This is a genomic window from Microbacterium phycohabitans (assembly GCF_032464935.1).
Taxonomy (GTDB): Bacteria; Actinomycetota; Actinomycetes; order Actinomycetales; family Microbacteriaceae; genus Microbacterium; species Microbacterium phycohabitans.
In genome coordinates this window covers 818,248-830,834 of the sequence record NZ_JAWDIT010000002.1, presented here as the reverse complement: position 1 = coordinate 830,834, position 12,587 = coordinate 818,248, and the positions used below count along the sequence as shown (strand labels likewise).

Genomic DNA, 12,587 nt, shown 5'->3' with positions numbered 1-12,587 from the left:
CGAAACGCGGTGTCGTGGACCGTCACCGATCGACGTCTGTCTTCACGCTCCGTCACATGCCCGTCCCCGAGTTGCGCCGAGTGACTCCCGACTTGCACGCCCAGCTCGACCGGCGCAGAGTGTCCCGGTGACCTCCGCTCCCGCCCTCGACACCCCGCACGCCGACGCCACCGTCCTCGACAACGCCGCGTGGCATTCCCTCGCCGGCCCGCACGCCTCGTTCGCCATCGGCGGCGATCTCGTGCGTCGATATCCCGAGGACGTCGCCCCCTTCGTCGCCGTGCGCTCGTGGGACGAGCCCGGAGTGTGGGACGCCCTGCGCGACCTCGTCGGACCCGGCGCCGAAGTGGGCCTGTCGGGCTACGAGGGAGAGCTCCCGGCGGGCTGGGAGTTCCTGGGTGGCGGCGAGGGTGTGCAGCTCGTCGAGACCGACGCCCTGCAGACACGCCCCTTCGAGGAGGCGATCGAGCTCGGAGCCGCCGACGCCGCGGACATGATCGCGATCGTCGAGCGCAATCAGCCCGGCCCGTTCCGGCCCCGCACGTACGAGCTGGGCCGGTACATCGGCATCCGTCGCGAAGGTCGGCTCGTCGCGATGGCGGGCGAGCGCCTGCACCCCACCGGCTGGACCGAGATCAGCGCGGTCGCGGTGGATGCCGACCACCGGCGTCACGGGCTCGCCTCGCGTCTCGTGCTCGATGTGGCCTTCCACATCCAGCAGCGCGGCGACCGAGCGATGATGCACGCCGCCGCGGGAAACGTGAACGCGATCGCGGCGTACGAGAAGCTGGGCTTCGCGCTGCGGCGGCGCAACCGCTTCGCGGCGGTGCGGACGCCGGCATAGGGTGCCCGACCCGCCTCCGCTCAGCGCGCGGTGCGACCGGCGGAGCCCAGGCTGACGGCGGCCTCGACCACGCGTCGGGCCATCGCCGTCTCGGCGGTCTTGCCCCAGCTGCGCGGGTCGTAGGCCTTCTTGTCGCCGTAGCGGCCGTCGATCTTCAGGACCTTGTCGTAGTTGCCGATCATGTGGCCGGCGATCGAACGGGTGAAGGCGTACTGGGTGTCGGTGTCGATGTTCATCTTGACGACACCGTGGGCGACCGCGGTGGCGATGTCGGCGTCGGACGACCCCGATCCGCCGTGGAACACGAGGTCGAACGGCTTCTCCCGCCCGACCTCGCCGCCGATCACCGACTGGATCTCGCCGAGGATCTCGGGGCGCAGGTGCACCGAGGCGGGGTTGTAGACGCCGTGCACGTTGCCGAAGGTCAACGCGGTCAGGTAGCGACCGGCCTCTCCCGCCCCCAGGGCGGCGACCGTCTCGCGCGCGTCGTCGACGGTGCTGTACAGCTTGTCGTCGATCTCGTGCTCGACGCCGTCCTCCTCGCCGCCGACGACGCCGACCTCGATCTCGAGGAGCGTGTTCGCCCGCACCGACTCGTCGAGCAGCTCCCGCGCCACGGCGAGATTCTGCGCCAGCGGCAGGGCCGAACCGTCCCACATGTGCGACTGGTAGAGCGGCTCGAGGCCGCGGGAACGCCGCTCGATCGAATCGCGCAGGAGCGGGCGCACCCAGTCGTCGAGGTTCTCGGAGGCGCAGTGATCGGTGTGCAGCGCGACGTTGACGCCGTAGTCGGCCGCCACCTCGTGCGCGTACAGGGCGAGCGCCTTGGACCCGCGGGCGCGGTTCTGCACGCGATTTCCGGAGAGGTAGAGCGCGGTGCCGACCGACACCTGGATGATGCCGTCGCTCTCCGCCTCGGCGAACCCCTGCAGAGCGGCGTTGAGGGTCTGCGAGCTCGTGACGTTGATCGACGGGTACGCGAACCCGCCCTCACGCGCCCGGTCGAGCATGTCGCGGTAGACGTCGGGGGTGGCGATGGGCATCGGGTTCTCCTTCGAAACGATGGTCGGGGGTGCAGGCGCTGGGCAGCGCCGCGGAGGGAAGGGGGCGGCCGCGCGCTAGCGGCATCCGCACGAATGACGGTGACGGAAGGTCGTGGGCACCTGAAGGCGTCGCGCGGGAGCATCGTTGCCGGAGATGCGCTGGAAGAGCAGCTCGACGGCTCTTGAGCCCATCTCCTCGACGTTCTGAGCGACCGTGGTCAGCTGGGGTTCGAACAGGTCGGCCCATTCGAAGTCGTCGTACCCGCAGAACGCCACGTCATCGGGGATGGCGAGGTGGAGCGAACGCAGACCGCGGATGGCTCCGATCGACATGGCGTTGTTCATCACGACGAGGGCGGTCGGACGTCCGTGCGGTTCGCGGAACCGGCGGACGACGGCCTCCTGCGCCACGTCGGCCTTCGACGCTCCGTTGAGCACGAGGGTCTCGTCGACCTCGATCTCGAAGTCGGCCAGGGCACGGACGTAGCCCTGATACCGCTCGGAGGTCGACCCGAGGCCCGCCAGACCGGTGACGACCGCGACCTGACGGTGCCCCTTCTCCAGGAGGTGACGGGTCAGCAGGTACGACGAATCGATGTTCTCCGGCGTGATCTGGTCGCAGTCGACCGGCGCGTTGCGGTCGATGAGGATCAGCGGGGTGTTCGAGGCGGTGATCTGCGGAATCGTCCGATATTCCGCGCCGACCGAGGGGGCCATGATGATGCCGTCGACCCGGCGATCGAGGAACGACTCCACGACGCGCTTCTCCATGGTGGCGTCGTCGTGCGAGTCACCGGACACGAGCATGTAGCCGGCCTCGGTCACCTGCTTCTCGATGGCGTGCACGAGGGAGCCGAAGTAGGGGTTGGTCAGCGCGGAGATCGACAGCCCGATGGTCTGGCTGCGGCCAGCCGCGAGGGCGCGCGCGGCCATGTTGTGGCGGTACCCGAGTTCGGCGATGGCCGCCTCGACCTTCGCCCGTGTGGCGTCGCTCACATAGCGCGTGCCGTTGAGAACGTGCGAGACCGTCGTCCCCGAGACGCCGGCACGCGCGGCGACATCGTCCATGGTTGCCATCGGGTAACTCCATCGTCTTCGAATCCGTCCCGAGCGCCTGACACCGGGTGTGCTGCTCGGCGGGATCCGCCCAACCGTACCGCCCACGATAGCGTGGCAGAAATAAATAGCAAGCGCTTGCGCAAGCCCTTGCGCGGCCTTACGGTAGCCGAGCCGGACAAAGTTGCCCGGTTCACAGAGGCCAAGGGAGTCCCCGAGATGTTCAAGCGATCCAAGAGGATGGTGGCGCTCGGAGCCGCCGTCATCGCCGGTTCCATGATCTTCACCGCCTGCAGCGGCGGTTCCGGCAGCGGTGGTTCGGGTGGCGGCGACGCCATCAAGATCGGCGTCGTCACCAAGACCGATTCCAACCCCTTCTTCGTCAAGATCCGCGAGTCGGCGAAGGCCGCCGCGGAGTCCGAGGGTGCCGAGCTCATCGCCCTCGCCGGCGCCTTCGACGGCGACAACGAGGGTCAGGTCGCCGCGATCGAGAACCTCGTCGGTCAGGGTGTGAAGGGCATCCTCATCACGCCCAACTCGTCGTCCGGCATCCTGAACGCGATCAAGCAGGCGCGCGACGCGGGCGTCATCGTCATCGCGCTCGACACCGCGACCGACCCGGAGGACGCGGTCGACGCGACCTTCGCGACCGACAACAAGCAGGCCGGCGTCCTGCAGGGCAAGTGGGTGCGTGCCGCCCTCGGCGACAAGACCCCGCAGCTCGCGATGCTCGACGGCACCCCCGGCGGCACCGTCGACACATTCCGTCACGACGGCTTCCTCGAGGGCGCGGGCATCACCGAGGGATCGAGCGAGATCGTCGGCCAGGCCGACACCAACGGCGACCAGACCAAGGCGCAGACCGCGATGGAGAACCTCCTCCAGCGCGCGCCGGGGATCAACGCTCTCTACACGATCAACGAGCCCGCCGCAGCCGGCGGCTACGAGGCCATCAAGTCGGCAGGCCTCACCGACCAGGTCACGATCGGCTCGATCGACGGCAGCTGCACGGGTATCGAGAACGTGAAGAAGGGCATCATCGGCGCGACGGTCCTGCAGTTCCCGGCCAAGATGGCCGAGCAGGGCGTGCAGGCGGTCGTGCAGTACGCCAAGGACGGCACCAAGCCGTCCGGCTTCAACGACACCGGGTCGCAGCTGGTCACCGACAAGCCCGTCGACGGCGTCGAGTCGAAGGACACCACCTGGGGAGCCGAGAACTGCTGGGGCTGATCGGCCTCCGCTGACGAGCACACGTGCCGGGGGCGATCGCCTGCGCTGATCGCCCCCTGGCCACGTTCCCCCTTAACAGCCACGTTCGACACGTGAAGGACATCATGAATTCCACCCCGACCTCTGCGGTCGTCACCCCGGGGCAGAAGTCGCGCTCACTGCTCGAGCGCGTCATCCGCGAGCCCCTGCTGGGCCCCATCGGCGCGCTCCTGCTGGCCATCCTCATCTTCAGCATCATCACCCCGACCTTCCTCAACCCGAACAACGTCTCGCTGATCCTTCAGCAGTCGGTGGTCGTCGGCATCCTCGCCGTCGGCCAGACGCTCATCATCCTGACGTCGGGCATCGACCTGTCGATCGGTTCCGTCGCGGTGCTCGGCACCCTCGTCGCCGCCCAGGCCCTCGGCACCACCGGCCCCTTCGTCGCCCTCGGCGCCACCCTGCTGGTGTGTATGGCGCTCGGCGCCGTCAACGGCGGTCTGGTGACCGTCCTGCGCCTGCCCCCGTTCATCGTGACGCTCGGCACGTTCACCGCCATCCAAGCGGCGACACGTCTGTTCGCGGGCTCGCAGACCTACCAGGTGCCCGAAGGTCCGCTGACCTTCCTCGGCACGTCGTTCCGCATCGGCTCCTTCTCCACCACCTACGGCGTCGTGGCGATGCTGCTGGTCTACGCGCTGGTCTGGTACGCGCTCTCGCAGACCGCGTGGGGCAAGCACGTCTACGCCGTCGGCGGCAACATGACCGCCGCGAAGCTGTCGGGCATCAAGTCCGACCGCACGCTCTTCTCGGTCTACCTCGTCACCGGCATCATCGCCATGATCGCCGCGTGGGCCGCCCTCGGGCGCATCCCCAATGCCGACCCGAACGCCTACCAGAACGCCAACCTCGAGACCATCACGGCCGTGGTGATCGGCGGAACGAGCCTCTTCGGCGGACGCGGCAGCGTCATCGGAACGCTCATCGGAACGCTCATCGTCGGCGTGCTGCGCAACGGCCTCACCCAGGCCGGCGTCGACAGCCTCTACCAGAACATCGCCACCGGAATCCTGGTCATCATCGCTGTCGCCGTCGACCAGTTCGCACGTAGGAGGACCTCATGACCGGTTCTGCACAGGGGCAGACCCCCTCGCCGTACGCGCTCGAGGCGCGCGGCCTCGTCAAGCGGTACGGCAGCGTCACCGCCATCAACGGAGCGGACTTCGAGCTGCGTCACGGCGAGATCCTCGCGGTCGTCGGCGACAACGGCGCCGGCAAGTCGAGCCTCATCAAGGCCCTCGCGGGCGCCATCGTCCCCGATGCCGGAGAGATCCGCATGAACGGCGAGCGCGTGGTGTTCCACAACACCCGCGACGCCCGGGCCAAGGGCATCGAGACGGTCTACCAGGACCTCGCGGTCATCCCGGCGCTCGACATCGCCTCGAACGTGTTCCTCGGCCGCGAGGTGCGGCGCAAGGGCATCCGGGGGTCGCTGTTCCGCCAGCTCGACATGCCGCGGATGCGCAAGGAGTCGTCGGCGCACCTGGCCGATCTGAAGATCGGGATCAAGTCCGTCAACCAGGCCGTCGAGACGTTGTCCGGAGGTCAGCGACAGGGCGTCGCCGTCGTCCGCGCCGCCGCCTTCGGGCGCGGCGTCATCATCATGGACGAGCCGACGGCCGCTCTCGGCGTCAAGGAGTCCGGACAGGTCATCGACCTCATCCGCTCGATCAAGGACCGTGGCATCCCCGTGATCCTCATCAGTCACGACATGCCGCACGTGTTCGAGATCGCGGATCGCATCCACGTGCACCGCCTCGGCCAGCGGGCGGGCGTGGTCGATCCGAAGCAGCGCAGCATGTCGGAGGTCGTCGCCCTGATGACCGGTGCCGAGCGGCCCACCGACGACGAGCGCGCGGGACGTGTCTGAGCCACGAGGCGTCTTCGTCGGACTGACGACGCTGGACGTGGTCCACGTCGTGGACCGCGCTCCGGCGCCGAACGAGAAGGTCACCGCCACGGCGCAGTTCCTCGCGGCGGGGGGACCTGCGGCGAACGCGGCGGTGACCTTCGCCGCGCTGGGCGGGGAGGCGACCCTGGTCACGGCGATCGGGCGCGGCCCGGTCGCGGAGGTCATCGTCGCAGACCTCGAGGGTCACGGTGTGCGGATCGTCGATCTGACGCCCGATGACCGGGATCGCGCGGCGGTGTCGGCCGTCAGCGTCAACCCCGCCGAAGCTCAGCGCAGCGTGGTGTCGATCGACGCGACCGGCGCGAACGTCGCCGCCCCCGCGCAGGCCGACGCGCAGGCTCTCGTCGGGGACGCCGACGTCGTGCTGATCGATGGGCACCACCCCGCCCTCGCGGTAGCCGTCGCCGGAGCCGCGCAAACGGTCGGGGTGCCGGTCGTCGTCGACGCCGGACGGTGGAAACCGGTGATGGACGATCTCATCGACCTCGATCCGCACATGCTCTGCTCGGACGACTTCCGCATGCCCGGCACCGACACCGCCGACGGCAGCGCGCAGGAGCTGCGCCGCCGGGTCGGTGTGGTCGTGACGACCCACGGAGCGGGCGCCGTCGACTACGCGGAGCGCGACCGGTCTGCGGGCCAGGTCGAGGTGCCGCCCGTGGACGCGGTCGATACGCTCGGGGCCGGCGACGTCTTCCACGGCGCCTACGCCTTCGCCGTCGCCGCCGCCGACACCGACATCCGCGAGCGCATCGGCTTCGCCGCCCGCATCGCCGGGCGGCGAGTGGCGACGATGGGACCCCGGGAGTGGCTCGCCACCCTCGGTACCCCGTCGACCGCCGCCCCCTCCCCCTCCGCCCCCTCTCCGTCCGGCCCGTCATCCTCCGAGGCCGAGAAACAGGTTCGACCATGACCACGCCCTTCACCCCGACCGTCGAAGAGCTCACCCTCGACGAGGTCGTCGCCCAGGCCCGCTCGCTCGCCGTGCCCGGCACGCGCCGCATCCTCGGCTTCACCGGCGCTCCGGGAGCCGGCAAGTCGACGGTGGCGGCGCACATCGTGGACGCCCTGGGCTCCGAGAGCGCCGTCCTCGTCCCGATGGACGGTTTCCACCTCGCGAACGAGGTCCTTCTCGCGCTCGGACGACGTGATCGCAAAGGTGCTCACGACACCTTCGACGACGACGGCTACGCCCACCTGATCGAGCGCATCCACGCGCAGAAGCCGACGGATGCCGTCATCTACGCCCCGGTCTTCCGGCGCGAGATCGAGGAGCCGATCGGCTCGAGCATCGGCATCCGTCCCGAAACGCCCCTGGTCGTCACGGAGGGCAACTACCTGCTGCTCGACAAGGACGCGTGGCCGAAGGCCCGGGCGGCCGTGGATGCCGTCTGGTTCCTCGCCCCGGCGGAGGACCTGCGCCACGAGCGCCTCATCCGGCGCCATCAGGCATTCGGGAAATCCATCGACGACGCGCGGTTCTGGACCCTCGGTTCGGACCAGATCAACGCCGACCTCATCCACTCGACCGCGCGCCACGCCGATCGCGTGATCCGTCTCGTCGACTGACCGAGGCGAGGACGCCCCCGGCTGCCGCGGAATACCCGTTCCGCGGTGGCCGGGGGCGTCGTCGTCGCACCGACGGGCGGGCGGGATGCCGGGCCCCGGCGGTGCAGCCCGGCCCGAGGCGCGTCCGACGGGCGCGCCGATGCGATCACCAGCGCGACGCCTCGGATGGGCGGGGGCTGTCCCCCGACCGTGAAGCACGGAGGACGGGAGGCCGAGGCTCGCGATGCGGCTCGGACCGCGGCGGAACGGGGATCCCCCGTCACGCCGCTCAGACGGAGGGGCCGGTGGGTCGCTTCGCCGCACCGGCGGGAACGACGATCACCTCGACGCCGGAGTCCTGCTCGAACGGACGCAGCTGCTCGGGCGAGGCCCCGTCGTCGGTGATGAGCGTGTAGCCCCCGGACAACACGGCCCATGCCGTGAAGGGCGCGTTGCCGAGCTTGGACGAGTCGGCGAGCACGTGCGTGCGCAGGGCGTTGCGCGACATCGACTCCTTGATGATCGTCTGCGTCAGGTCGGCTTCGCAGATGCCGCGGCCCGCGACGATGCCGTCGGCCCCGAGGAACGCGTGGTCGGCGCTCACCCGGCGCAGCGCCTCCTCGGAAAGCGGTCCCACCGTGCTCTGGCTCGGTCGGCGCAGTTCACCGCCGAGGAAGATCACCGTGAACGGCGCCTCCATGAGCGTGGGCAGCTCGGTCAGGGAGTTCGTGATGACCGTCAGGTTGCGGAACGACGTCAGCCCGGGCACGAGCTGACCGACCGTGGTGCCGCCGTCGAGGAAGACGGTGTCGCCGTCGGCGACGAGTTCGAGGGCGCGCCGCGCGATCGCGTGCTTCTGCTCCCACGCCTGGCCGTCGCGTTCGTCGACCGTGCTCTCGTGTCCGTGGCCCGTGAGCAGGGCTCCGCCGTAGGTGCGGGTGATGCGCCCGTCGCGTCGCAGCTCGGCCAGGTCGCGCCGGATCGTCGACGGCGAGACGGCGAGGACGGCGCTGAGGCTCTCGACCGCCGTCTCGCCCGACTGCACCATGGCGACGATGCGTTCGCGGCGTGCCCGGGTGGCGCCGCGGGCACCCGGCGAGGCCGGGACGGCGTCGGCGGACGACGGTGACGCGCTGTGTCGCATGAGAACGTGTCTATCGCACTCGGGCGAGCAGCACAGCCTGGCGAAGCGCCTCGGTCATGCCCGCCCCGTCGGCGATCCCCGTGCCGGCGATGTCGAAAGCGGTTCCGTGGTCCACCGAGGTGCGCACCACGGGGAGCCCCACGGTGATGTTGACCCCGGCATCGATGCCGAGCACCTTCACGGGGCAGTGCCCCTGGTCGTGGTACATCGCCACGACGATGTCGAAGTCGCCGCGGACCGCGCGGAAGAACGCCGTGTCGGCGGGCACGGGGCCCTGGGCGTCGATGCCCTGTTCGCGCGCCTTGTCAATCCCGGGCGCGATCTTCAGCTCCTCCTCGGCGTACCCGAAGAGGCCGTTCTCACCGCCGTGGGGATTGATCGCGCAGACCGCGATGCGGGGCTTCTCGACCCCCGCGTCGACGAGGGTCCGGTGGGCACGCTCGATGGTGCGGGTCACCAGGCCCGGCTCGATGCGGTCGATCGCGTCGATGAGGCCGAGGTGGGTCGTCACGTGGATGACGCGCAGCGACCGCGCGCTGAGCATCATCGACACCTCCTCGGTACCGGTCAGATCGGCGAGTAGTTCGGTGTGCCCCGGGTAGATGTGCCCCGCGAGGTGCAGCGCCTGCTTGTTCAGGGGCGCCGTGCAGATGGCATCCACGGATCCGTCGACGGCCAGGTCGACGGCGCGCGCGATGTAGCGGTAGGCGGCGTCGCCCGCGGCGGCCGAGAGCTGGCCGAAGGCGACCTCGGGGGTCACGTTGGCGAGATCGACGACCGGCACGGCCGCACCGTCGAAGTCCGCCTCGTCGGGGTGCTCGACCGCCGTGAACTCCACGTCGGAGCCGAGCATGCCGGCGACCTCGCGCAGCCAGGCCAGGTCGCCGATGACGACGGCGTGGGTCGTCTCGCGCACGGCGGGGTCCCCGAGGGCCTTCACGATGATCTCCGGGCCGACGCCCGCGGGGTCTCCCATGGTGATGGCGATGCGTGGACTGGTCATTGTGCTCCTTCGAGTTGCCGCTGCAGATGGGTGACGGCGCGGATGAGGGCTTCGTCGTCGCCGAAGGATCCGGCTTTCGAGACGAAGGGGAAGGCCGCCTGCGGAGCGTTCAGCCCGGGCTCGGCGAGACCCGCGGCCATGCCGCCGTCGAGGGATGCCGTCACGTGGAGCGTGAGGACGCCCAGTTGCTTGAAGCTCTGGCGGGAGGTCTCGCCGCCGACGACCACGATCCCATCGACGTACCCGCGCAGCTCCGCGACGACGGCGGCGATGACACGGGCGTGCTTCGGATCGAGCGGGAGTGTGTCGTCGACGGGGCGCTGCACCCCGATCGCCGCGACGGCTCCGGTGGCGAGCGCCGCGCGCAACTCGCGGATGAGACGGGAGACGTCGCTGGGATCCTCGGCGTAGCACGCGACCGCCCCGTCGGCCACGAGCGCCTCGAGCTGGGCCGACGACCGCGCGGAGGCGCTCCCCGACACGACGAGGATGCGCGGATCGCGCTGGGTGGTGAGCGCGGGGAGAGTCGGAGCGGATCCGTCGTCCCGCGTCGCGGTGTCCGACCCGGACAGCTCGATCGCCAGTTGTCGGAACAGTCCGGCCGAACCGACCCACAGGGCGACGGACGATGCGACCCCGATCTCGACGATGCGGCGGAGGTCGGCATCCGTCTCCGCGTCGAAGACGTAGATGACCGGGCGCGGATGCGGAACCCCGACGACCGCGCTGCCGAAGGCGTCGGAGCGCAGCTCGTCGAGGCCCACGACGCGGACCGCGAAACCCGTCTGCTCGGCGAGCAGGCGCGCGGTCGGTGCCGCGAATCGCACGTAGCTCTCCGTGTCGTCGAGGTCGACCCCGTCGACGACGACGCGGGACTCCCGGGTGACCCGGCCCTGCTCCGGCAGCGCCGGCGCGAGGAAGACCGGCCCGGGCTGCTCGAGCCGCGACACGACCGCCCGGATGTCGGCCGCGATGGAGCCGCGCAGGAGCGAGTCGATCTTCAGGCCGAGGCGCATCGCCGGGGCCTCGAGCACGAGATCGATGCAGCGATCCCTCTTGTCCGCGGCGGCGAACGGCGAGAGGTCGCGGGTGTCGGAGCACAGGATGCGCACGTCGGCCCCGTGACCGGAGCGGGCGTCGATGGCGGACGACGGGATGACCTGGGTCGTGAAGCCGTGTGCGGAGAAGGGGGCGGCCGCGTCGAGAGCCCCGGTGAGGTCGTCGGCGATCACCGCCACCCCTCGCCGCGTCTCCGGCTCGCCGTCGATGTGCATCGACATCAGGGGCGTTGCGAGGTGTGTCGGACGTAGGTGGTCTGACGGCGGAAGAACTGATCGAACCCGTGCGGGCCGTCGTCGCCGCCCAGTCCGCTCTCGCGGAAGCCGATGTGGAACCCGTTCATCTCCTCGGGGCCCGTGCGGTTGACGTACACCTCGCCGAAGCTGAGGTCGTCGCTCGCGCGGAAAGCCGTGTCGAGGCTCGAGGTGAAGACGTAGGCCGACAGCCCGTAGTTCGTGTCGTTCGCCCGGGCCACGACCTCGTCCCACGTGTCGAACGAGCTGATGGGCGAGACGGGCCCGAACACCTCGTGCGTGAACACCGCCATCTCGTCGGTGACGTCGGCGAGCACGACGGGGTTCATCCAGTAGCCGGCCCGGAACGCCTCGGCATCCGGAAGGTCCGCGCCGAGCACGACCCGCGCGCCCTGCGCGACGGACTCCTCGACCAGGGCCTGCGTCTTCTCGAGCTCGGCGCGGCTGACCTTGGGGCCGAGCTGCGTGGACTCGGACAGCGGATCGCCGACGACGAGCTCGCCGACGGCGGCGACGTAGCGCTGGACGAAGTCGTCGTACACGTCGCGATGGACGTAGATGCGCTCGGCGCAGATGCAGACCTGCCCGTTGTTCGCGTGCCGCGACGCGACGGTCTCGGCCACCGCGTGATCGAGGTCGGCGTCGGGCATGACGATCAGAGGGGCGTTGCCTCCCAGCTCGAGCGAGACGGGCTTCACCTGGGATGCCGCAGCCGCCAGGATCGCCTTGCCGGCGAACGTGCTGCCGGTCATCGAGATCATCTGCGTGGTCCGGCTCGTGACGAGGGCCGATCCGATGACCTCGCCCGGTCCGGTCACCACGTTGACGAGGCCGTCAGGCAGCAGGCCGCTCTCATGGATGATCCGGGCGACCGCGAGCGCCGACAGCGGCGTCTTCTCGTCGGGCTTGACCACGATGGCGTTGCCCGCGGCGATCGCGGGGGCGATCTTGCGCGAGGTCAGCGCCGAGGGGTAGTTCCACGGGATGATCGCCCCGACCACGCCGTGCGGTCGGCGACGGACCCACAGGCTCTCGCCCCTGTTGGGGGTGTAGCCCATCTCGTCGGTCAGGGTCTCGAGCAACGAGGCCGTGTAGCGGAAGTACCCCGATGTGGCGCCGGTCTCCCCCCGAGCCTCCGAGATGGGCTTGCCCACCTCGGCGACCAACAGCTGCGCGAGCTCCTCGGCGTGCTCGTCGAGCAGATCGGCGATGCGGCGCAGGATCGCGGCCCGCTCCCCCGGCGGCGTCGCCGCCCAGGGCCCCCACGCGCGGTCGGCGGCGGCCAGCGCGCGCTCGAGGTCGTCGGTGCTGCCGTCGTGCACGACGGCGACGACTTCTTCCGTCGCCGGGTTGCGCACCTCGCGCGGCGCGCCGTGACCGGCGGTGAGCTCGCCGGCGATGAGCAGATCAGTGGTGATGGCGTTCGACATGATGACCTCTTTGCGTTCTTCTTCG

The 12,587-nt window shown here is 70.2% G+C and carries 12 protein-coding genes; 6 read left to right on the top strand and 6 right to left on the bottom strand.

Going from position 1 to position 12,587, the window contains the following annotated elements; translation table 11 throughout:
- Positions 1-127: 127 nt before the first annotated feature.
- Positions 128-844, top strand: a complete 717-nt coding sequence (locus tag RWH44_RS08240) for a GNAT family N-acetyltransferase (protein ID WP_316004197.1) — start codon at positions 128-130, stop codon at positions 842-844.
- A 20-nt stretch (positions 845-864) separates the two neighbouring features.
- Here RWH44_RS08240 and fbaA read toward each other — a convergent pair whose 3' ends face one another.
- Both fbaA and RWH44_RS08230 read right to left on the bottom strand, forming a co-directional pair.
- Entirely contained in the window at positions 865-1,887 is a 1,023-nt protein-coding gene (gene fbaA, locus RWH44_RS08235) for a class II fructose-bisphosphate aldolase (RefSeq protein ID WP_298870476.1), read from the bottom strand.
- A 75-nt stretch (positions 1,888-1,962) separates the two neighbouring features.
- Positions 1,963-2,964: a LacI family DNA-binding transcriptional regulator gene (locus RWH44_RS08230; protein ID WP_316004196.1), complete on the bottom strand. Its 1,002-nt coding sequence runs from the start codon at positions 2,962-2,964 to the stop codon at positions 1,963-1,965.
- A 198-nt stretch (positions 2,965-3,162) separates the two neighbouring features.
- Here RWH44_RS08230 and RWH44_RS08225 point away from each other — a divergent pair, with 198 nt between their 5' ends.
- From RWH44_RS08225 to RWH44_RS08205, 5 genes are all read left to right on the top strand, one after another.
- Entirely contained in the window at positions 3,163-4,173 is a 1,011-nt protein-coding gene (locus RWH44_RS08225) for a substrate-binding domain-containing protein (RefSeq protein ID WP_298870474.1), read from the top strand.
- Positions 4,174-4,277: 104 nt separating this feature from the next.
- A complete protein-coding gene (locus RWH44_RS08220) occupies positions 4,278-5,276 on the top strand; it encodes an ABC transporter permease (protein WP_298870472.1) in 999 nt (332 codons plus the stop codon).
- Positions 5,273-6,082, top strand: a complete 810-nt coding sequence (locus RWH44_RS08215; protein ID WP_116537706.1) for an ATP-binding cassette domain-containing protein — start codon at positions 5,273-5,275, stop codon at positions 6,080-6,082. The genes RWH44_RS08220 and RWH44_RS08215 overlap by 4 nt, the downstream gene beginning before the upstream one ends.
- Entirely contained in the window at positions 6,075-7,037 is a 963-nt protein-coding gene (locus RWH44_RS08210; RefSeq protein ID WP_316004195.1) for a PfkB family carbohydrate kinase, read from the top strand. The genes RWH44_RS08215 and RWH44_RS08210 overlap by 8 nt, the downstream gene beginning before the upstream one ends.
- Positions 7,034-7,693 (top strand): nucleoside/nucleotide kinase family protein, encoded by a 660-nt coding sequence (locus RWH44_RS08205; protein ID WP_298870467.1) that lies wholly within the window; start codon positions 7,034-7,036, stop codon positions 7,691-7,693. The genes RWH44_RS08210 and RWH44_RS08205 overlap by 4 nt, the downstream gene beginning before the upstream one ends.
- Before the next feature lie 268 nt (positions 7,694-7,961).
- Here the strand turns inward: RWH44_RS08205 and RWH44_RS08200 are convergent, their stop codons facing one another.
- From RWH44_RS08200 to RWH44_RS08185, 4 genes are read right to left on the bottom strand one after another with little or no spacing between them, the layout of a single operon-like run.
- On the bottom strand, positions 7,962-8,816 hold the full coding sequence (locus tag RWH44_RS08200; protein WP_316004194.1) for a DeoR/GlpR family DNA-binding transcription regulator: 855 nt from the start codon (positions 8,814-8,816) through the stop codon (positions 7,962-7,964).
- A 10-nt stretch (positions 8,817-8,826) separates the two neighbouring features.
- Entirely contained in the window at positions 8,827-9,819 is a 993-nt protein-coding gene (pdxA, locus tag RWH44_RS08195; protein WP_316004193.1) for a 4-hydroxythreonine-4-phosphate dehydrogenase PdxA, read from the bottom strand.
- The gene (locus tag RWH44_RS08190) at positions 9,816-11,099 is read right to left on the bottom strand and encodes a four-carbon acid sugar kinase family protein (RefSeq protein ID WP_316004192.1); all 1,284 of its coding nucleotides are present in this window, start codon (positions 11,097-11,099) and stop codon (positions 9,816-9,818) included. Before RWH44_RS08190 ends, pdxA begins: the two co-directional genes overlap by 4 nt.
- Positions 11,099-12,562 (bottom strand): aldehyde dehydrogenase family protein, encoded by a 1,464-nt coding sequence (locus RWH44_RS08185; RefSeq protein WP_316004191.1) that lies wholly within the window; start codon positions 12,560-12,562, stop codon positions 11,099-11,101. The genes RWH44_RS08190 and RWH44_RS08185 overlap by 1 nt, the downstream gene beginning before the upstream one ends.
- Positions 12,563-12,587: the final 25 nt, after the last annotated feature.